The 19,042-nt window shown below is 64.7% G+C and carries 19 protein-coding genes and 1 riboswitch; of the genes, 6 read left to right on the forward strand and 13 right to left on the reverse strand.

Annotated features, from left to right (window positions below):
- Nucleotides 1-29 precede the first annotated feature (29 nt).
- Together QFZ70_RS15090 and QFZ70_RS15095 are read right to left on the reverse strand one after the other, a co-directional pair.
- Complete coding sequence (locus QFZ70_RS15090) at nt 30-3,068, reverse strand: S8 family serine peptidase (RefSeq protein WP_373461684.1); 3,039 nt, start codon at nt 3,066-3,068, stop codon at nt 30-32.
- A gap of 348 nt (nt 3,069-3,416) precedes the next feature.
- Nucleotides 3,417-3,599: a hypothetical protein gene (locus QFZ70_RS15095; protein WP_307096755.1), complete on the reverse strand. Its 183-nt coding sequence runs from the start codon at nt 3,597-3,599 to the stop codon at nt 3,417-3,419.
- A gap of 269 nt (nt 3,600-3,868) precedes the next feature.
- Here QFZ70_RS15095 and purS point away from each other — a divergent pair, with 269 nt between their 5' ends.
- The 3 genes from purS to purL are packed head-to-tail and all read left to right on the forward strand — an operon-like array spanning nt 3,869 to nt 7,213.
- Nucleotides 3,869-4,120: a phosphoribosylformylglycinamidine synthase subunit PurS gene (purS, locus tag QFZ70_RS15100; RefSeq protein ID WP_307096757.1), complete on the forward strand. Its 252-nt coding sequence runs from the start codon at nt 3,869-3,871 to the stop codon at nt 4,118-4,120.
- 1 nt (nt 4,121) lies between these two features.
- Complete coding sequence (gene purQ, locus QFZ70_RS15105; protein WP_307096758.1) at nt 4,122-4,907, forward strand: phosphoribosylformylglycinamidine synthase subunit PurQ; 786 nt, start codon at nt 4,122-4,124, stop codon at nt 4,905-4,907.
- Nucleotides 4,904-7,213, forward strand: coding sequence for a phosphoribosylformylglycinamidine synthase subunit PurL (purL, locus tag QFZ70_RS15110; protein WP_307096760.1), 2,310 nt, complete (start codon nt 4,904-4,906; stop codon nt 7,211-7,213). Before purQ ends, purL begins: the two co-directional genes overlap by 4 nt.
- 134 nt (nt 7,214-7,347) lie before the next feature.
- Here purL and QFZ70_RS15115 read toward each other — a convergent pair whose 3' ends face one another.
- The 5 genes from QFZ70_RS15115 to QFZ70_RS15135 all read right to left on the reverse strand — a co-directional run bounded on the left by QFZ70_RS15115 (nt 7,348) and on the right by QFZ70_RS15135 (nt 10,054).
- Nucleotides 7,348-8,286 carry a hypothetical protein gene (locus QFZ70_RS15115; protein ID WP_307096762.1) on the reverse strand — a complete coding sequence of 313 codons (939 nt, stop codon included), beginning with the start codon at nt 8,284-8,286 and terminating at the stop codon, nt 7,348-7,350.
- 118 nt (nt 8,287-8,404) lie between these two features.
- Nucleotides 8,405-8,698 (reverse strand): DUF503 domain-containing protein, encoded by a 294-nt coding sequence (locus QFZ70_RS15120; RefSeq protein ID WP_307096763.1) that lies wholly within the window; start codon nt 8,696-8,698, stop codon nt 8,405-8,407.
- 74 nt (nt 8,699-8,772) lie between these two features.
- Nucleotides 8,773-9,090, reverse strand: coding sequence for a putative quinol monooxygenase (locus QFZ70_RS15125; protein WP_307096765.1), 318 nt, complete (start codon nt 9,088-9,090; stop codon nt 8,773-8,775).
- Nucleotides 9,087-9,626, reverse strand: a complete 540-nt coding sequence (locus QFZ70_RS15130) for a DUF1990 family protein (RefSeq protein WP_307096768.1) — start codon at nt 9,624-9,626, stop codon at nt 9,087-9,089. The genes QFZ70_RS15125 and QFZ70_RS15130 overlap by 4 nt, the downstream gene beginning before the upstream one ends.
- Nucleotides 9,627-9,637: 11 nt before the next feature.
- The gene (locus QFZ70_RS15135; protein WP_307096769.1) at nt 9,638-10,054 is read right to left on the reverse strand and encodes an MmcQ/YjbR family DNA-binding protein; all 417 of its coding nucleotides are present in this window, start codon (nt 10,052-10,054) and stop codon (nt 9,638-9,640) included.
- A 45-nt stretch (nt 10,055-10,099) separates the two neighbouring features.
- Between QFZ70_RS15135 and QFZ70_RS15140 the strand changes: the two genes are divergently transcribed.
- A complete protein-coding gene (locus QFZ70_RS15140) occupies nt 10,100-11,128 on the forward strand; it encodes an isopenicillin N synthase family oxygenase (protein WP_307096770.1) in 1,029 nt (342 codons plus the stop codon).
- Nucleotides 11,129-11,140: 12 nt separating this feature from the next.
- Here the strand turns inward: QFZ70_RS15140 and QFZ70_RS15145 are convergent, their stop codons facing one another.
- The 6 genes from QFZ70_RS15145 to QFZ70_RS15170 form a co-directional block, all read right to left on the reverse strand.
- Nucleotides 11,141-11,566: a CoA-binding protein gene (locus QFZ70_RS15145; protein ID WP_307096772.1), complete on the reverse strand. Its 426-nt coding sequence runs from the start codon at nt 11,564-11,566 to the stop codon at nt 11,141-11,143.
- A gap of 44 nt (nt 11,567-11,610) precedes the next feature.
- Nucleotides 11,611-12,531 carry a hypothetical protein gene (locus QFZ70_RS15150; RefSeq protein WP_307096774.1) on the reverse strand — a complete coding sequence of 307 codons (921 nt, stop codon included), beginning with the start codon at nt 12,529-12,531 and terminating at the stop codon, nt 11,611-11,613.
- On the reverse strand, nt 12,528-13,079 hold the full coding sequence (locus tag QFZ70_RS15155) for an RNA polymerase sigma factor (RefSeq protein WP_307096775.1): 552 nt from the start codon (nt 13,077-13,079) through the stop codon (nt 12,528-12,530). Before QFZ70_RS15155 ends, QFZ70_RS15150 begins: the two co-directional genes overlap by 4 nt.
- A 293-nt stretch (nt 13,080-13,372) precedes the next feature.
- On the reverse strand, nt 13,373-13,723 hold the full coding sequence (locus QFZ70_RS15160) for a DUF1508 domain-containing protein (protein ID WP_307096777.1): 351 nt from the start codon (nt 13,721-13,723) through the stop codon (nt 13,373-13,375).
- A gap of 270 nt (nt 13,724-13,993) precedes the next feature.
- Complete coding sequence (locus QFZ70_RS15165) at nt 13,994-15,283, reverse strand: adenylosuccinate synthase (protein WP_307096779.1); 1,290 nt, start codon at nt 15,281-15,283, stop codon at nt 13,994-13,996.
- 262 nt (nt 15,284-15,545) lie between these two features.
- Nucleotides 15,546-16,607, reverse strand: a complete 1,062-nt coding sequence (locus tag QFZ70_RS15170; protein WP_307096780.1) for a M14 family zinc carboxypeptidase — start codon at nt 16,605-16,607, stop codon at nt 15,546-15,548.
- Between the two features lie 222 nt (nt 16,608-16,829).
- Nucleotides 16,830-16,934, forward strand: a riboswitch (SAM riboswitch).
- A gap of 12 nt (nt 16,935-16,946) precedes the next feature.
- Here QFZ70_RS15170 and QFZ70_RS15175 point away from each other — a divergent pair.
- Both QFZ70_RS15175 and QFZ70_RS15180 read left to right on the forward strand, forming a co-directional pair.
- Nucleotides 16,947-18,152, forward strand: a complete 1,206-nt coding sequence (locus QFZ70_RS15175; RefSeq protein WP_307096782.1) for a cobalamin-independent methionine synthase II family protein — start codon at nt 16,947-16,949, stop codon at nt 18,150-18,152.
- A gap of 215 nt (nt 18,153-18,367) precedes the next feature.
- Entirely contained in the window at nt 18,368-19,000 is a 633-nt protein-coding gene (locus QFZ70_RS15180; RefSeq protein WP_307096784.1) for a uracil-DNA glycosylase, read from the forward strand.
- Nucleotides 19,001-19,042 lie beyond the last annotated feature (42 nt).

A 19,042-nucleotide genomic window follows, 5' to 3' on the forward strand; every position in this document is an offset into this window, starting at 1 on the left:
GGGATCCTGTTTGTCTGAACGCGAGGCTGCTAGCCCGCGGGAACTGCGTCCGCGAGAGCCACCTGCGGAGCCCCCGAAGGAGCAGTAGAGGCGGCACCCACCTGGACATTGACCCAGGTCCTGATGCCGTTCTCGCCCAGGCTGAGGCGCGAAAGGTAGGCACCTTCGGACAGGCCGCTCCAGGACAGCGTGGCCGAGGTGGCGGTGCCGTTCGGAGCCACAATCGGGTTCGGTTCCACCTTGAGGTTGCCTGCATCCCCTGCAAATGTGACCGCCTGCACGGACGCGCTGGCTGCCCCATTATCGGGCGTGGAGTAGAGGTTGGCCACAATGTAGTACGTGCCCGCCCGCGGCGCCTCCAGATCCAGGAACTCACTGGCGGAAGCTGTGGCCACCTGCGTTGCCGTCAGGCTACCCGAAGCATTCGGTGCGTAAACCACCATGTCCCAGTCGACGTCGTTCGATTGCGCCTGGACACCCAGCCGGGCGAATGAGGCGCCCGTGGGCACCGTCACGCGGAGCAGGGCGTTGTGCGCATCGTTTGCCGGTGCATACTCACCGGGAGTTTTGGTGATGGCTGTCTGGCTCAAGGGCGCCAGGCCTTCCACCCCTACCTTGATGGGGTTATCCGAGCCGGACACCAACTCCATGACTCCGCTGCCGCTGCCCGTGGCCGAACTGAACGAGAACGACGGAGCGATCTGCGCATCAACAGGCCGGATGGCGATGGGAGAGCTCACAGTGCGCGGGCCCTTCCAGGTCAGGGTGCCGGTGCTGAACTTGCCCACCGGAGCGCTCTCGTTCCGGATGGTCAGGGTGACCTCTCGGGTCTGGCCAGCCTTGGCGAAATTCAGCGCGTTGGGCTCCACCTGGACGTTGAAACCCGGCATGTTGACTTCCGGACGGTACATCCCGGGTACCAGGGCAGTGAGCCGGCGCTTGACCTGCACTTCGCCCACCAGGCTGCCCAGTGCGATGGACGGCAGGTTCAGGTCGCGTGCAGCAATGCTGCCGGCCTGCGGAGCTCCCGTGTCAACGCCCTGGCCGTTGAGGAAGCCCAACCAGTCCTTGATGCCTGAGTTGTAGACCAGGCCCGGATCCAGGACGCGGGTTGAGTCAATGTGGCCTGCGCCGCCCTGGAAGGGGTCCGTGTTGGCTGAACCATCAGCGTGCACCAGCAGGTAGGCGGTGGTCATCATGGCCGACTTGACCATGGCAGGGGTCCACTTGGGCTGCTTGCTAAGCACCAGCGCACCGAAACCGGTGATGTGCGGTGCGGCCATCGATGTCCCGGACATGAACCCGAACTGCTCGCCTTTGTTGCCGATGGTGGAAACACCTGCGAGGACATTCACGCCCGGTGCAGCGATGTCAGGCTTCAGCAGGTCGCCGCCGGAAGCAAGGCTTGGACCCCGGGAGGAGAAACCGGCGACCTGCGGCGCCGGAGCCGGCGGCTCGCCGGTGAGGTCCCCCTTGACCAGGCTGACGGTCAAAGCGGAATTGACTTCCAGCTTGGACTTCAGCTCCAGGCTCTTCGGGGCGTTGACGTGGACCGTGGGGAGCACGTGGTTGTCCGCGTCTTCGGAGCTGTTGGTAAGGTTCACCAGGATCATTCCGACGCCGCCCTTGTCCTGGACTTCCTGGCTCTTGGCCGTCCTGTCCACAACGCCGCGGTCGCAGACCACTACCTTGCCTGCCACCTTCGCCGCATCGAGGGAACCCGGGCCGCAGAGGTTCGGGTTGGCAGCGCCCGCCGCTGCCGCAGCAGCGGCGACAACGACCGGCTTGTTAACCACTTCAGACTTCATGATCGAAGCTCCGCGGTACAGGGAACCATCGGAAACCTTCACGGTGCCGAGCAAATCGCTCGGGAAGGTGGAGGCAGCGACCGTGGTCAGCCACGGCGAGGCGTGGTTGACCGTGGAGACGGCAGGGCCGGAGTTGCCGGCGGAAGCAGAAACAAAGACACCAGCCGCCGCAGCATTGAGGAAGGCCAGCGCCACGGGATCGGTGGTGCTGTTGTTGTTGCCCGAAATCGAGTAGTTCAGGACATCCACGCCGTCCTTGATCGCGGCTTCCACGGCGTCCACCGAAGCGGAAGAGTAGCAGCCCCCGGTATCCGGGTTGGTGTCCTCCCAGCAGACCTTATAGACGGAGACCTTTGCGGCGGGAGCAACGCCGGAGCTCTTGCCGAAACCGGAGCCGTCGATCGTCTGCTCAACGTTCGCGTTGCCCGCCGCGGTGGTGGCGGTGTGCGTGCCATGGCTTCCGACGTCGACCGGTGAGATGAGCTCTTGGGGCGCCCGGTTTCCGGGGGCTACGGACTGCAGGAAGGAATCGGCAAAGTACCTGGCGCCAATGACTTTCGAGTTGCACAGGGAGCCGTCGAATGCGGCGCCCGTCCCTTGCCCTTTTTGGCATTCGCCCACGAAGGTGGTGCCGTCGGCCTTGAGCATGGCGATGCGGCCCTCGGCGGTCCGGTACGGCACGCCGACCTGCGCGGGACCGCGCAGCGGCTGGACAGGCCCGCCCTGCAGGAACGGGTTGTCCGGGGCGTAACCGGAATCGATGACCCCCACCACGACCCCTTTGCCCGCGTTGGCTTCGCCGCCGAATTGCTTCGCCCAGACACCGTCGGGGCCGGTCAGCTTGAGGAAGTCAGTGGTGGTGTAGTCCGGGGCGTTCTCCGTGTCCGGCGCGACCACCAGGACACGGTCGTCCCTGGACAGCTCCATCGCCTGCGCCGCTGTCAGCTCGGCACTGAAGCCGTTGAGGGCAGCGGTGAACTGTTTTCGGGGGGTGACGCCCTGGCTGGCGGCGACCTCGCTTTGCCGCTTCCGGAGATGCGCGTCGTAGGCCTTGTAATTGGGGCTTCCGGCATCGAGCTTCCGGCCGTTCTGCGGCTTGGTTGCGCCAAGGCCCGGGGTTTCTCCTTCGTAACCCGCGGCCGCCGCGCCTGCCAGGACAACGATGTAACGGCCGTCCTTGAAGTCAGCAGAGGCGGCCTTTTTGGCAGCTATTGCCAGGCCTTGTCCGGCCGGCGCCGCGGTAGCGGGGCTCATGACCATCGAGGTGAGGAGAAGAGGTAAACCAACGGCCAGCGCCGCGGCCTTCCGGAATCCCGCGGCCCGCAGAGGGCTCTTTCCAGTTGATTTCACGCGCAACCCTTTCACGATGTACCGGCCCAGCCAGATGGGGGGCCAGAAACTATAGGCTTGGGACCGCGGAATGACAGGTTTTGTCATTCCGTGAGACCAGCCGATTCATAGAGTACAGACTGATAGCTGAATATGACATAGAGCACATTCGTGAATTATTTGCCAGTCACACGCTGCCCCGCTCAGGGCAGGATGGCATGGAAAAGGGCGCCCCGCAGGGCGCCCTGGCACGCTGGGATTGGGTGCGCGCGTGCGCTGCTACCGTGGGGTGCGCACCACGTCGCTGATCCACTGCCTGGTCTTTTCATCCAGTGGTCCCGCAACCCGGTTGTCCCGGGCAAACCGGTCGGCTTTGATCTTCTGGAGCACCATGCGCCCCAGCCCCGCGAACACTGCGGCGGCAACCATGGGCAACAGCACGGATCTTGATTTCTCAGCCATTCAGCAATCCTAGTGATACCAACGGCTCAACTCCAGAACCCCGTCGCAACTCCCTGCGGCCACCTTTGAAGCCCGGGACCGTGTGTGCATCATGTGGCCGGAATCCGCCGAATACAGGGAGGGGCGCTCCGGCCGGTAGAATGGACTAGCAAGCTCGCGGAGCGCCCGTCCACAAGGTTCAACAAAGTGTGTCCCAACACCTTCGGTACGGCGTGAGACGGCACTTCTCCGCTGCGCCCTTACCCAAGCTCACGCACAGGAGTTACCGGATGCCCCGGATCGTTGTTGACGTTATGCCCAAGCCCGAAATTCTGGACCCGCAGGGGAAGGCTATCGTCGGCGCCCTCCCCCGGCTGGGCTTCACCAGCTTTAGCTCTGTCCGCCAGGGCAAGCGTTTTGAACTGACGGTCGACGGCGAGGTGACCGAGGAGATCCTGACCCAGGCCCGCGATGCCGCAGAGACCCTCCTGTCCAACCCCGTGATCGAGGACGTCGTCAACGTCGAGGTCGTCGAGGCCTAGGATGACTGAAATTCCCCTGATCGGCGAGGCCAACGCCGTCGCCGCAGACGCTCCAGGTGCTCGCCGCCTCGCCGGTGCACGGATCGGCGTGGTCACCTTTCCCGGGACCCTCGATGACCGTGACGCTTCCCGCGCCGTCCGCCTGGCCGGCGGCACCGCCGTCGAGCTCTGGCATGCCGACACCGAGCTCGGTGACGTGGACGCCGTCGTGATTCCCGGCGGTTTCTCCTACGGCGACTACCTGCGTGCCGGCGCCATCGCGCGTTTCGCACCGCTGATGTCCAGGATCATCGACGCCGCCAACAGCGAGGCCAGGCTTCCCGTGCTGGGCATCTGCAACGGCTTCCAGATCCTCACGGAGTCGCACCTGCTGCCCGGTTCGATGATCAAGAACGACCACCTGAAGTTCATGTGCCGCGACCAGGTCCTGCGCGTCGAGAACAGCAATACTGCATGGACCCTGGACTACCAGGCAGGCCAGGAAATCACTGTGCCGCTGAAGAACCAGGACGGCCAGTACCTCGCGGACGACAAGACCCTGGACGCGCTCGAGGCTGAGGGCCGCGTGGTGTTCCGCTATGTAGGGTTCAACCCCAACGGCTCCCGCCGCGACATCGCAGGCATCTCCAACGCTGCCGGCAACGTTGTAGGCCTCATGCCTCACCCCGAACACGCCGTGGAGGCCGGATTCGGCCCGGAATCGCTTGACGGCGTCGGCGGGTCCGACACCGACGGGCTGGGTTTCTTCACCTCCGTTTTGACCAAGATTGTGGGAGGCGACAAGTGAGCATCGACACCACCAAGAAGTTCAACATCGACACTGTTGAAAACGCCGCGAAGACACCGGACACCGAGCTGCCCTGGGCCGAACTGGGCCTGAAGCGCAACGAGTTCGACGAGATCGTCAAGGTCCTGGGCCGCCGCCCCACCGGCGCCGAGCTCGCCATGTACTCCGTGATGTGGAGCGAGCACTGCTCCTACAAGTCCTCCAAGAACCACCTGCGCCAGTTCGGCGAAAAAGTGACGCCGGAGATGAAGAAGGACATGCTGGTGGGCATCGGCGAGAATGCCGGCGTCACCAACCTGGGGGACGGCTGGGCCGTGACCTTCAAGATCGAGTCGCACAACTCGCCGTCGTTCGTTGAGCCGTACCAGGGCGCCGCGACCGGCATCGGCGGCATTGTCCGCGACATCATCTCCATGGGAGCCCGCCCGGTGGCCGTGATGGATCCGCTGCGCTTCGGCGCCATCGACCACCCGGACACCGCACGCGTGATGCACGGTGCCGTTGCCGGCATCGGCGGCTACGGCAACTCCCTGGGCCTGCCGAACATCGGCGGCGAAATGGTGTTCGACGCCGTGTACCAGGGCAACCCGCTGGTGAACGCCCTCGCTGTTGGCGTCATGCGCCACGAGGACATCCGCCTGGCCAACGCCTCCGGCAAGGGCAACAAGGTGGTCCTGTTCGGTGCCCGCACCGGCGGTGACGGCATCGGCGGCGCCTCGGTGCTGGCTTCCGAGTCCTTCGACGACACCAAGCCTTCGAAGCGTCCAGCCGTCCAGGTGGGCGACCCGTTCGCCGAGAAGGTCCTGATCGAGTGCTGCCTGGAACTGTTCAAGGGCTCACTGGTTGAAGGCATCCAGGACCTGGGCGCCGCAGGCATCTCCTGCGCCACCTCGGAACTGGCATCCAACGGCGACGGCGGCATGGCGGTTGAGCTGACTTCCGTGCTGCTGCGCGACCCCACGCTGACCCCGGGCGAAATCCTGATGTCCGAGTCGCAGGAACGCATGATGGCTGTGGTCACGCCCGGGAACGTGGAAGCGTTCGAGGCGGTCATGGACAAGTGGGCAGTCGAGTACGCCTGGCTGGGCGAGGTGACGGACAGCGGCCGCCTTATCATCACGTGGGAAGGCGAGGTGATTGTCGACGTCGATCCCCGCACCGTGGCGCACGACGGCCCGGTCTACGACCGCCCGTTCGCCCGTCCCGAGTGGCAGGACGCCGTGCAAGCAGACTCCTTCACGGGCTCCGTGCAGGACGCAGGCCGCCCCTCCGCTCCGGCCGAACTGGCCAAGGCCGTCACCGAACTGGTGGCATCACCGAACATGTGCTCCAAGTCCTGGATCACCAACCAGTACGACCGCTACGTAGGCGGCAACACCTCCATGGCGTTCCCCGATGACGCCGGCGTGGTCCGCGTTGACGAGGAAAGCGGCTTGGGCGTGGCCCTGGCTACCGACGCCAACGGCCGCTACACCTACCTCGATCCATACCACGGTGCGCAGCTGGCGCTGGCCGAGGCCTACCGGAACGTTGCCACCTCCGGCGCCGTCCCCATGGCCGTCAGCGACTGCCTGAACTTCGGCTCCCCAGAGGACCCGGACGTTATGTGGCAGCTTGCCGAAGCCATCCGCGGCCTGTCCGACGCCTGCATGGTGCTGGGCATTCCGGTCACCGGCGGCAACGTCTCCCTGTACAACCAGACCGGCACCACGCCGATCCACCCCTCCCCCGTGGTGGCGGTGCTGGGCAAGCTCGACGACGTCGCCCGCCGCACGCCGTCGGGCTGGCGCGAGGACGGGCAGGCCATCTACCTGCTGGGCACCACCGCCGCAGAGCTGGACGGTTCCGAATGGGCCAACATGCGCGGCCACCTGGGCGGGCAGCCGCCCAAGGTCGACCTCGACGCCGAGCGCGCACTGGGCGAGATCCTGATCAACGCCTCGCGCGACGGCATGATCGACTCCGCACACGACCTTTCCGAGGGCGGCCTCGCGGCTGCCCTGGTGGAGTCCTCGCTGCGCTACGGCGTGGGTGCCCGGATCGCCCTGCAGGACATCCTGGACCGGGACGGCGTGGACCTGTTCACGGCACTCTTCTCCGAGTCCCAGGGCCGTGCCGTGGTGGGCGTCCCCCGCTCGGAGGAAGTCCGCTTCACGGACATGTGCACCGCCCGCGGCTTCGCCCACACCCGTATTGGTGTGGTGGACGCCGCCAGCGGCACCCTGGAGATCAACGGTGTGGCGGGCCTGTCCCTGGACGCCCTCCGTGAAGCCCACGAGGCGACGCTGCCGAAGTACTTCGGCTAAGGACCGGAGCAAACCCACCGATTGCTCCGTAACTGCCCTTTCGACGCAACACAACGGCAGTTACGGAGCCCACACCGGCGAGGGGCCCGGCCTGAGCTTGCGAAGGCCGGGAGCCGGTGGGGAGCAATCGATGCTCATCGCCGCAGCCGCCAGCCGGCCTGGACCAGCGCAACCTGGACTTTGGCCGCGGCCGGCTTCGCGTCGTTGACCATGTGTCGCTTGGAGATCCGGACTTCGGTCCATCCCAAGGCTAAGTAACGTTCCGATCGCGCGATGTCCCGGACAATTTGCCCCTCCTCGCCGTGGTGTTCACCCTCGTACTCGATCCCGATCCGATACTTCCGATAGGACAGGTCCGGCTCGTGATGCCTGGTGCCGTCCTCGGTGATGATCGGCACGTTCAGCTCCGGTTCTGGCAGCCCGGCGCGAACGATAGCGAGCCGGAGGAGCGTCTCCTGTGGCGAATCGCTTCCCACCCGGATGAGCTTGATGGCTTCCTTGGCCCTGCGCAAACCACGTTTTCCCTTGTGCCGGTCGATCATTAGCTGAAGATCGGCAAGGCTGCAGAGAGGCATGCCCCTGCCTTCAAGAGCAGCGCGCGGAACGCGGACACAACTGTCCCCCATGGCGACAAGGTCATCAACAGAGAGCAATTCCGCCATATCAAGCCATGTGCGCTCCGGAGTGGTCACAGGGACCCCGTCCTTTGTGGTCACCTCGTCTTCGTAGAGTTTCATACGGTGCACAACCACGTGGGGTCTGTTCAGGTGCGCTTCACCTTCCGGGCGGATGATGTGGTGCATGTCGGCTGTTTGCTTTCGCACCCGCGGGAGCGATAGGAGCTCAGCAGCGGTGAGGTGTGATGCGGCGCATCGCTCGTTAACCTCGATGAAAGGCTGCACCCTGACGGTCAACGGAAGCATCGCCGTCGGGCCCTGCACCCGGATACTCTTGCCGAGGCGGGTCAGGGACCGGTGCCGCAATCGTTTTGGTGATACTCCCGCGCGTTCCGCTGCAGCAACAGTGAACGGGCGGCCCTGGAGATCCTCCGGAAGGGGGCGTGCTGTCTTCATCGCACCATCAGAACAGAATTGCGTCAGGTGCCGCAGAAGTTATCCACACCCCTCATCGAGTGCTCCATAACCGCCGTTTTGGGAGGTCAAAAGGGCCGTTGTGGAGCAATCGATGGAATTAGTCCTCGCTGTGGTGGTCCCGCTGCCTCGCGCTGAGGAGCTCGATTTCGGGCCGTCCGGCCACAAAGCGTTCGACGGCGTCGAGCACCTCCACGAGGTGCGCCCGGTCCGCTGCCACGAGGCCGGCGCCGACCTGTGAGCGCCGGTACTGGTCGTGGTCCCCTACCTCAGCGACGGAGACGTCGTAGCGGCGCTTGATGTCAGCGAGCAGGGGCCTGATGACGGAGCGTTTCTCCTTAAGGCTTTGGACGTCGCCCAGGAGGATGTCGAATTCGATCCAGCCGATCCACATGCGCCTATCGTATCCATTGCTCCGTAACTGCCGTTCTGAGGCTCAAAAGGACCTCCACGGAGCAGTCGATGGAGCTAGATGGTGAGCTCGCCCATTTGGTCCCAGCCCTCGCCGTCGAGCTGGCGGCTGATGATCCGGGGAGTCTCAGCGAGGGCCTGGGGCATGTCCGCCATGGCCTGCTTAAAGTGTGCGCTGTTGACGTGGTCGCCTGCGGCGTCGTCCTTGAACGCTTCCACCAGGACGTACTCGTTCGGGTCCTCCAGGCTGCGGGACCAGTCAAACCACAGGTTGCCCGGCTCCTGCCGGGTGGCCTGGGTGAAGTCGGCCACCAAGGCAGGCCAGCGCTCCGACCATTCGGGCTTGACCTTGAACTTAACGACGATAAAGATCACGGGGATTTTCCTTCCGCGGCGAGTTGGCGTGCCCCTTCAATGTACCGGGAAGTGACGTGGCGCTGCGCTGCCCGCGTGACCACTCCGCCGGCGGCGTAAAACCAGCTGCCCGGTTTGCTGAATGCCCGGATTCGAAGGAGAACTTCGGCACCTCCGTTGATCTCCACCTCGAAGGATTCTTCGCCCCGGGCCGGATGCCCGGGCAACGCTCCGTACCCGAATCCGGCCGATTGAGGCATGCCCGCCGGCAGGGGTTCGCGGGCCCACACCACCTGGCAGGGCGCGTCCAGCCGGAAGGGCCCGACGCAGAAGCCGCTCACCACCCTCGCCCCGGGCACCACGCGCGGCGAATCAGTGCGGACCCGAAGGCCTGCACGCCGCTGCAGCTCCCATGAAAGGATGCCGGCGGCCACCTGCTGGTAAGCGCTCATGCCGCTGCCGAGGTGAACCTCCTCCAGCACAGTCGCGTAGCCCGCCGGCGCCGCACCGTGCTCCGTGCCCCCGATGCCGGGGTAGTTCAAATCACCATCTGCCATGCGCCTGGTCCTCACAGATTTTCTCCCCTTGCCCCTGCCAGGCGGGCCCAGCCAAGCTGCTCCTGCTGCTTCCGGCTGAGGCCTGCCACCACCAGGTCGTAGGAGTCCTCCACCATGTCCCGGACCATGTCATCCGGCAGCCCGCCATCCAGGCGGACGCCGTTCCAATGCGTCTTGTTCATATGCCACGCTCCGGTAATTTCGGGGTGTACCGTGCGCAGCTGGGCAGCCAGGGTGGGCTCACACTTGAGGTTCACGTAAAAGTCCTGGGAGTCCATCGAGGACAAGGCAAAGAGCTTGGCCTCATGCCGCGCACCGCCGGCAACATCTGCCCGGACCTTGTATACGGCCGTCTCCGGCCCGAACGGGTAATCCTCGTACGCGCCGGGAAACGAGAGGCAGATTTTCCTCAGTGCAGCAGGGTCCATGCAGGAAGCCTACAAAGCCTGCTCTTGCGGTGCTAGTCTGCGAGGATGTCACGCGATCAGGGGGCCATACCTGTTCTGGACCTGGGCAGGGCACGGCAGGACGACGGTTCATTCAGCCCGCACTTTATTGAGCAGCTTCGGTACGCCACCCACAATGTGGGCTTCTTCCAGATCACCGGCTACGGCGCCGCGCCCGGCCAGCCTGAACGCCTGCTGGACCTTATCAGGCGGTTTTTTGCCCTGCCGCTAAACGAGAGAATGAAGCTGGACAACCGGCTTTCACCCCATTTCCGCGGCTACACCAGGATGGGTACTGAGGTGACCCAGGGGCGGGCGGATGCCCGCGAGCAGATCGACTATTCCCCCGAGCGGGAACCGGTCACGGACTATCCGGCGGACAAGCCATACTGGCTGCTCCAGGGCCCCAACCTCTGGCCCGGGGACTCCTTCCCGGAGCTCAAACCGGCGGCCATGGAATGGGCGGAACTGATGTCCGCTGTTGGCATGGAGCTGCTCCGCGCCATCGCCGTCTCGTTGAAGCTGCCGGAGAACTATTTCGATGAGCCGTTCCAGGGTTCTCCGGCCTGGATGGGCAAGCTGGTCCACTACGTTGGCGGAGTAGTGGAGGCCGCAGGTGACCAGGGTGTGGGCTCGCATGCGGACTACGGTTTCGTTACGCTCCTGCTGCAGGACGATGTAGGCGGGCTTGAGGTCCTGCCGCCCGGGGCCACCGGGTGGGCGCCTGTGGAGCCAATCCCGGGAGCCCTGGTGGTGAACCTGGGCGAGATGCTGGAGGTAGCCACCGAAGGCTATCTGGTGGCCACCATCCACCGGGTGCAGGCGCCGCCCCCTGGTGTGGACAGGTACTCCGTCCCGTTTTTCTGGTCTCCCCGGCTTGATGCCGTGATCGATCCCGTCCCCCTGCCGCCCGAGCTGAAGGCTGAAGCACGGGGAATTTCCGACGACCCCGCCAACCCGCTGTTGGCCTCGTTCGGGATGAATATGCTCAAGGGCAGGATGCGCGCACACCCCGACGTCACGGAGCGGCACTATCCGGAGCTGCTGCAGCGCTGAAGCGCGGGCCAGTCAGAGGTTGTATTTCCAGGCCTGCTGGGCGGGGCAGGTGTCCATCACGACGTCCAGCCCGGCGGCCTTGGCCCGCTCGGCCGCAGCCTCGTCGATGACCCCCAGCTGGAGCCACACCGCTTTCGCCCCGACGGCGATCGCCTGATCCACCACGTCCCCCACCTTTTGGGAGTTCACAAAGCAGTCAACGACGTCGATGGGATGCTTCTCAGCGGGGATGTCGCCCAGGCTACGGTAGCCGGTTTCCCCGTGCACCGGCTCGCCCGGGAGGTTGACCGGGATGATCTCCATCCCCAGGCGGTCGCGGACGAAAAGCGACGTATCGTAAGCGGCCCGCCATTCATTGGTGGTTAGGCCAACGATGGCCCACCGCCCTTTGGTCCGCATCAGTCGTTCGACGACGGCAGGATCATTTTTGTGCCCCATGCGCCTAGCCTACGTGGCCGGAAAGGCAGGCCGGGTGAACGACGTCATCGTGGCGGTTCAGGGGTGAGCCTCTGCAGCGATTTCGTCCCGGGCAGAGCCTTGACGGCCGCTCCGGCGGCAGCATCTGCACCCTGCCTGATAGCTTCCGTCCCCGAATCCACCCGTGCCCCGGGGACCGCTGGAGCCGCGTGCTTCGAGTCGCGCCGGGCGCCGGCGGCCTGGGCCGCTGCCTGCTCCGGGAGCCCGGCAGAAGCGCCCGGGCTTTCCCGTTCCGCAGCTCCGGCGTCGCTCTTCCCTGAATCCGAGGCCGGGCCCTGCCCGCCGCCTCGTTGTGCCTCGGCGTTCCCGTGCGCCGGCTGCCCTTGCGTGTTCGGTACCGGGGCTTCCGGGACGCGGAGCGTGTCAAAGCGGTCCTCCGCGGCGGGAGCGATCGCAGGTAATCCACCACCAGTGGCGTTTTCTTCACTGACGCCCGGTTGCGGTTCACCCTGCACCGTTGCATCCGGGACGTGTCCGTCCAGGGTATCCGGCGGCAGCACGGTCTCAAGGGCGTCCGTCACAAGAAGAGTCCAGGCGGGAGCCCAGTCTTCAAGCAAGTGCTGGATAAAGGGGCCGGAGTGTCCGGGGACCGGAGCACTGGCGGCTACCCCGGACACGCCAAGTCCCATCCCGGCTATCAGGGCGAGGCCGACCACAGTGGGCCGGTGTGCCCGGAGCCGCCGGCGCTTCGCGAGTTCGTCCCCGGGCCCGCTGTCCGATATACCGCCGGCGTCATCCGCATTGCCGGCGGACCCGTCCTCTGATTCCGTCAGCAGCGCGGCCAGTTTCCCGGACGGGGCCGGTGTCGGCAGCGACGCCAACGATCCCAGCACAAGAAGGGCAGCGCGCAGCTCGGAGTCCTGCACTTGCCCGGCGTCGAGGAGCATTTCCTCCACCGTGTCCGGCAGGTGATCAGCGTGGGTCATGGCCGCAGGTACTCCTTCACTGCCGAAAGTTCGCGGAGTTTCCCCAGCGCACGCCGCTGAAGTTGCTTCACGGCGCCGGGGGTCCTGCCCATGGCTGCAGCTGTCTGCTCAACGGTGTGTCCGGCAACGAGGCGTAGGGCCAGGACCTCGCGCTGATCCTGCGGCAACCCGTCCAGCAGATTCAGGACCTCGCGTGGCGAAATGCGCTGGAGGGCTTCCGCCTCGGCCGACGAGTCTTCCCGGTGGTCCAGAGCGGGCTCAAAAGGCAGCTTGGCAGGCGTACGGCTTTGGCGTCGATGGTCGTCAACAATCCGCGCGTGGGCCACGGAAAAAATAAACGTACGGAGTCCTGCGGCACCTCCATGGACAGTGTCGAGCCGGGGCAGAACGGAGAGGAACACTTCCTGCATGGCCGCCTCCGGATCTTCGACTCCCCGGGCGGTGAGATAACCCAGGACCTGTGATGCATAGGTCCGATAAACAACGCTGAAGGCGGACGCCCCGGCGGCTTGTTCCCGCAGGGTCCCATCTGTCAGTGCATCAGTCACGGACGTAGCGCTTTCAGTCAGAGAGGGGGTCAAGTGAAGGGAAGGCTGGATTCCAGTTCCCGGAACGCCTTTTCCCTGCATCACTTTACCGCTCAGTAACCGATGCCCGCGCCCGCCACACATGCGTCGCGGCTGGCCGGACCAACTGTTTCCGCGACAGGAAAGAGAAAGTGCCGGCCTGGAACGTGATGGGGGACAAGTTCCAGACCGGCGCTACATAGGGGTAATCGCTGCAGGCGCATCAAGGGTTACGCCATGCGGGAAAAAACTTCAAAAACTTTTTGGCGGTGCCTTCAACGGGCTATCGCCGTGGTCCAGCGGGGCTTGGTTCCCTGCCTGCGTGGTCCTTTCGCTAAAACGAACGTGTGTCCGGCGGGAGTGCGCCGGTCCTCGCAGTCAGCCGGCGCGGCCGCCGGCGCCAACACAGGAGCCCCCGCGGGTGCCGGACGTGCAACAGCACCGGCAGGGCAAAGGTCGGTGACCAGCCCGGTGCCGGCGCACTCCCGGACAGCGGCAATTCCGGCAGCAAGGGCGGCTTTGTCCTCGAAGGGGCCGGAGACGGCCATCACTGCGCCATCCGGCGCCAGCAGCCGGAACCTGAAAAACGATTCTTGATCAACAAATGCTTCGAACTTTCCGGCCATAACGAATCCTTCCGTTCTGCGGGTCCCGTCCTGCCTGTGGGTCCGTGGGCGGCGGCGTCGGCGCCCGACTGACCGGGCACATGGCTGGCCCTGTTCAGCGGCTGTGGTTCGGTGAACCGGTCACCGGGTGTATCAAAGAGTCTCGCGGTTGCGCCCGCGGCCTGGCAAGGGCTGCCGGGTAAACCCTGTGTAAATTGCAAAGACCCGGCCAAACAGCAGCGGCGGGCCACTTTCGCAAGGTGGCCCGCCGCCGTTGTAGTTCCGTCAGCGTCAGTCGTTGATGAGGTCGTTCACCACGATGGTCTGGTCGCGGTCCGGGCCCACACCGATTGCGGAGAAGCGCGTGCCGGACAGCTTCTCCAAGGCCAGGACGTAATTGCGTGCGTTCTCCGGCAGGTCCGCCAAGGTCCGCGCACCGGTGATGTCCTCGGTCCAGCCCTCGAAGTATTCGAAGATCGGAACAGCGTGGTGGAACTCGGTCTGTGTCATGGGCATCTCGTCGTGGCGCACACCGTCCACGTCATAGGCCACACAAACGGGGATCTGCTCGATGCCGGTGAGCACGTCCAGCTTGGTGACGAAGTAGTCCGTGAAGCCGTTGACGCGGGAGGCGTGGCGGGCCAGGACGGCATCGTACCAGCCGCAGCGGCGCGGCCTGCCGGTGTTGACGCCGAATTCACCGCCGGTCTTCTGCAGGTACAGGCCCATGTCGTCGAACAGTTCTGTGGGGAACGGGCCGGCGCCGACGCGTGTGGTGTAGGCCTTGATGATGCCGATGGAGCGCGAGATGCGGGTGGGTCCAATGCCCGAACCCACGGACGCACCGCCGGCGGTGGGGTTGGAAGAGGTGACGAACGGGTAGGTTCCGTGGTCCACGTCCAAGAATGTTGCCTGGCCGCCTTCCATCAGGACAACCTTGCCCTCGTCCAGGGCAGTGTTCAGAACCAGGGTGCTGTCGATGACCAGGGGGCGGAGCCGTTCGGCAAAGGACAGGAAGTACTCCACGATCTCGTCCACCAGCACGCCGCGGCGGTTGTAGACCTTGACCAGGAGTTCATTCTTCTGCCGCAGCGAACCTTCCACCTTCTGGCGGAGGATTGACTCGTCAAAGACGTCCTGGACCCGGATGCCCAGGCGGGCCACCTTATCCATGTACGCAGGGCCGATGCCGCGCCCGGTGGTTCCGATGGCGCGGCTGCCGAGGAAACGCTCTGTCACCTTGTCCAGCACCTGGTGGTACGGAGCGACAAGGTGGGCATTCGCTGAGACGCGAAGCTTTGAGGTGTCGGCGCCGCGGGCCTGAAGGCCTTCGATCTCCTGGAAGAGTGCCTCGAGGTTGACCACGCAGCCGTTGCCGATGATAGGTACCGCATTGGGGCTGAGGATGCCTGCCGGAAGCAGCTTGAGTTCGTATTTTTCACCGCCTACGACGACGGTGTGCCCGGCGTTGTTGCCGCCGTTGGGCTTGACGACGTAGTCAACACGGCCGCCCAGCAGGTCGGTCGCCTTGCCTTTTCCTTCGTCGCCCCATTGGGCTCCTACGATCACAATTGCTGGCATGGGATCCTCCCCCATTCGTTCGGGCTGCCCGGGCCTCCGCCACGATGTGGCAGGCCTGGCGCAACGCCGTTCATCAGAATGCCCCGAATGGACCGGCCTTCGCTGGTCTGCGGGGCAGCACAGCGACGCAAGAGTTCCGGGGCTCTTACCACCCAAGTTTAGCCGATCAGCTACTTTGTCCACTCGTTGGGCCGCCGCGGCCCTTCTTGCAGGGTAAAGGACCCTGCACGGGTGAAGGACCGCGGCGGGCTGTCAGCGGATGCTATTCGTCGTCGGTTTCCCCGGCCGGGCGGGAGGTCTGGGTGGCCAGGTTGTCCCAGAAGGAGGTGTCGGCGTCGGCAATTGATCCGTCAGCGATGGCAGCGGCGGTGGCGGTCAGGGTAGTGACCGTCTGCTTGATCAGGTAGCCGTTGCTTCGGAGCCCCAGGGCGTAGCCATCCAGGTAGTGGTCGGACATGCCGCGCATTTCAAACAGCAACGTCGAGATGCCGTACTCGACGGCGATGCCGTTGCGGCTGATGGTTTCGGCGCTGCCCCCCACATACTTGCCGAGGTGGCCCCAGCCTGTGGAGTCGACGCTGTTGAAAACAACGGCGCCCAACTGCTTGGACTTTTCAACAACGGCGGGATTGGCGTTGGGGGTGGTGGGGTACAGGATGGACCCGGACACAAGTTCGCCGTCACGCTGGCTGCGGGTGCCCTGGTGGTGCAGGTCGATCATGTAGTCGATCTTGTACTTGCGCATCACGTTGTTGTGCAGCGCCTGGGTTTCCGGCTGGATCTTGGCCACATGGTCCCGGTTAAGGTCCACCTCTTCGGCGTTGTACCGGGTCATATTGCGGTCGCCCTTGGCCAGGTAGTCGTCCAGCGGGAAGTTCACGTCCCCCATGGCACCGTCTGCGTTGAGCATGGGCACAATCAGGATGTTCACGCCGTCCAGGACATTCCCGGACTTTCCGGTGCCCAGGTGCTTGACGAATTCCAGCGCACCTTCGGTGGTGAGCTGTTCGTTGCCGTGCTGCTGGGTCAGGTACAGGATGGTGGGCTTGGCCGGATCCGAGATGTACTTGACCAGGTGGATGTCCCGGCCTTTCACGGTCTGCCCGATAACCTCCAGCTCCATGGCCGGCTGCTTGGTGTCCTGGTCCTTGAGGAAGGAAACCATCTGGTCATAGGAGGCCAGCTTGGATGTGGTGATCTGGCCGTTGCCGTCATAGTTGGGGCCTTCGCCCACAGCGATGGCAGGGGCGGGCGCTGCCACTACGGCCAGGGCCAGGGCTCCGGTAACTGCCAGGGTCCTGAAGGTTGCCAGGGTTTTTTTCACGGTGCGGTACCTCTTTCGAGTGCATAGGTGTGCCAGCCCGCCATGTCCCCCATCGCGGGCTGTGACAAAAGCCAACCAACCTCAGCGAAAGCTGTCAATGGATATAACAGGAATACACATGCAGTTATTACGTTTCGAAAGCGTGGCTTCGGCGCCCTGCCTGTTGCGAAACAAACCGAAGCGGATTTGCTCCCGGGGAGCCATCTGGATTTAGGTGAGAGTGAACCATCCGGAGCGGCCGAGAGACCTGGATCGCTGACGCCGCAGCAACCCCCAAGTGCAGGGACGTCCTGCCTGTGAAGGTGCTACTGCCAGGACCGATGGAAAGGAAATTTCAGCATGACCTTGAACACAGACCATATCCGCGTCACCCACGCAGGTTCCTTGCCCCGCACCGTTGAGCTGATCGCCGCCAATGCCGCACGCGAGGAAAACCCTGCCGACGTCGAGGGCTACAACGAACTCCTCACCGCGTCCGTAGTGGACCTGGTCCAGCGCCAGCAAAGCCTGGGCGTCGATATCCCGAACGACGGCGAGTACGGGCACGCCATGTCCGCGTCCGTGGACTACGGCGCCTGGTGGTCCTACTCCTTTGCCCGGATGGGCGGCCTGGAGCTGGACAATGACGCCAAGTGGGCGGTCGAACCGAAGGAATCCACCCCGGGCCACGTCCAGCTGACCGGCTTCATCCACCGCCGCGACCGCACCATCTTTTCCGAGGCCTACAACGATCCCACCAGCGGCATCTTCACGGGTGGCCCCAAGCCGTTCCCGAAGGTCACCGGCCCGCTCGTCTATACCGGCCAGGACGCCGTCGCCTCCGACATCGCCAACCTGAAGGCCGGGCTGGCGGCCACCGGACTCACGGACGGCTTTGTTGCAGCGCTCTCCCCCGGCAGCGCCTCCCGCATCACGAACGAGTACTACGCCACGGAGGAGGAGTACATCTACGCCTGTGCCGACGCGCTCCGCGAAGAGTACAAGGCCATCATCGACGCCGGCCTGATCCTGCAGATCGATGATCCCTCCATCGCCGAGAACTGGGACCAGATCAGCCCCGAACCCAACGTCGCGGACTACCTCAAGTTCACGCAGATCCGCGTGGAGGCACTGAACTACGCCCTCCGAGGCCTTCCCGAGGAGCAGGTCCGCTTCCACCTCTGTTGGGGCTCCTGGCACGGCCCGCACACCACGGACCTTCCGCTGGCGGACCTGGTGGAGACCATGCTCCAGATCAACGCCGGCGGTTACTCCTTTGAAGCTGCAAACGTGCGGCACGAACACGAATGGCGGGTCTGGGAGGACACCAAGCTTCCTGAGGGCAAGGTCATCATCCCGGGCGTCGTTTCCCATGCCACCAATGTGGTGGAGCATCCGGACCTGGTGGCCGACCGGATTGTCCGGTTCGCAGAAGCGGTGGGCCGCGAGAGCGTCATCGCTTCTACCGACTGCGGCCTCGGCGGCAGGGTCCACCCCCAGATTGCGTTCGCCAAGCTGGAAGCACTGGGCGAGGGCGCACGCCGGGCCAGCAAGCGGCTCTGGTAGCCGGAAATAGCGTAACGCCGGACCCGCCGGTGCCGTGCCCCGCTTGAATCGGGTGCGCGGGACCGGCGTTTCGTTTTGCGGGGCTTGCTAAACTGGTGAAGGCCGACCAGGAATCGGTCCACCCCATTTCAACCATCGCGGATATGTGTGCGCCACCGTGCGCCCATTTTCCGAGGTGGCAGCAACACCAATCCCCGCAGGAGATCCAGCACTACATGACAGCCCTGGCACCCGAATCTTTCCATGAGCAGCTCCTGAGCCGCCGCTACGAACCCAATGTTGCAGCCGTGAACGAACTGTGCGATTCCCTGCAGGAGGCAAAACCCGGCACTGTAGTGCCCTACGTGGACCCCATGCACGACGTCGACGAGTGCCGGATCATCAGCCTGTACTCCAACATCGGCGAGGCCGACCCGTCCGGTTTCATCACCCCCGGGGACCACGACGCTGCCACCCGGATGCTTGGCATCCAGTGGAAGCTGGGGCTGCGTCCGGAGTTCGTGATGCCCTGGAACGTCCACCCCTGGCACGTTGCCGGAGAGCCAAACGGGAAGTTCACTCCGGACCAGATCTCCGCCGGCCTCAAGCCGCTGCTCAAGTTCCTGGCACTGGTTCCGCGCGCCTCGGTTATCGTGGCACACGGCACTGAAGCCAACCGACTGGCCAACCTGCTGCTCAAAACCGAAGTGCCGCTGCTGTGGCGCCGCGGCCTGAAGACTTACAAGGTGCGCTCCCTCAGCGGCCGCGCCTTCGCCGGTTCGCCTGCGCGCCAGGAGGAGTACCTCGAGGACATGCGTGTCGCCTACGCCGACGCCATGGCACGGACAGGGCTCCAGAAAGCAGTCTGACCCCCAGAATTTTTGGACAAATACCCGGACTTCGACGCGTTT

It is taken from the genome of Arthrobacter sp. V1I9, from assembly GCF_030817075.1.
Classification (GTDB): domain Bacteria; phylum Actinomycetota; class Actinomycetes; order Actinomycetales; family Micrococcaceae; genus Arthrobacter.

What these genes read in the sequence shown, in the direction of transcription:
- QFZ70_RS15090 (WP_373461684.1), bottom strand. Translation starts at nt 3,068, where the DNA reads ATGGTCATGAGCCCCGCTACCGCGGCGCCGGCCGGACAAGGCCTGGCA.
- QFZ70_RS15095 (WP_307096755.1), bottom strand. Translation starts at nt 3,599, where the DNA reads ATGGCTGAGAAATCAAGATCCGTGCTGTTGCCCATGGTTGCCGCCGCA.
- purS (WP_307096757.1), top strand. Translation starts at nt 3,869, where the DNA reads ATGCCCCGGATCGTTGTTGACGTTATGCCCAAGCCCGAAATTCTGGAC.
- purQ (WP_307096758.1), top strand. Translation starts at nt 4,122, where the DNA reads ATGACTGAAATTCCCCTGATCGGCGAGGCCAACGCCGTCGCCGCAGAC.
- QFZ70_RS15115 (WP_307096762.1), bottom strand. Translation starts at nt 8,286, where the DNA reads ATGAAGACAGCACGCCCCCTTCCGGAGGATCTCCAGGGCCGCCCGTTC.
- QFZ70_RS15120 (WP_307096763.1), bottom strand. Translation starts at nt 8,698, where the DNA reads ATGTGGATCGGCTGGATCGAATTCGACATCCTCCTGGGCGACGTCCAA.
- QFZ70_RS15130 (WP_307096768.1), bottom strand. Translation starts at nt 9,626, where the DNA reads ATGGCAGATGGTGATTTGAACTACCCCGGCATCGGGGGCACGGAGCAC.
- QFZ70_RS15135 (WP_307096769.1), bottom strand. Translation starts at nt 10,054, where the DNA reads ATGGACCCTGCTGCACTGAGGAAAATCTGCCTCTCGTTTCCCGGCGCG.
- QFZ70_RS15140 (WP_307096770.1), top strand. Translation starts at nt 10,100, where the DNA reads ATGTCACGCGATCAGGGGGCCATACCTGTTCTGGACCTGGGCAGGGCA.
- QFZ70_RS15145 (WP_307096772.1), bottom strand. Translation starts at nt 11,566, where the DNA reads ATGGGGCACAAAAATGATCCTGCCGTCGTCGAACGACTGATGCGGACC.
- QFZ70_RS15150 (WP_307096774.1), bottom strand. Translation starts at nt 12,531, where the DNA reads ATGACCCACGCTGATCACCTGCCGGACACGGTGGAGGAAATGCTCCTC.
- QFZ70_RS15160 (WP_307096777.1), bottom strand. Translation starts at nt 13,723, where the DNA reads ATGGCCGGAAAGTTCGAAGCATTTGTTGATCAAGAATCGTTTTTCAGG.
- QFZ70_RS15165 (WP_307096779.1), bottom strand. Translation starts at nt 15,283, where the DNA reads ATGCCAGCAATTGTGATCGTAGGAGCCCAATGGGGCGACGAAGGAAAA.
- QFZ70_RS15175 (WP_307096782.1), top strand. Translation starts at nt 16,947, where the DNA reads ATGACCTTGAACACAGACCATATCCGCGTCACCCACGCAGGTTCCTTG.
- QFZ70_RS15180 (WP_307096784.1), top strand. Translation starts at nt 18,368, where the DNA reads ATGACAGCCCTGGCACCCGAATCTTTCCATGAGCAGCTCCTGAGCCGC.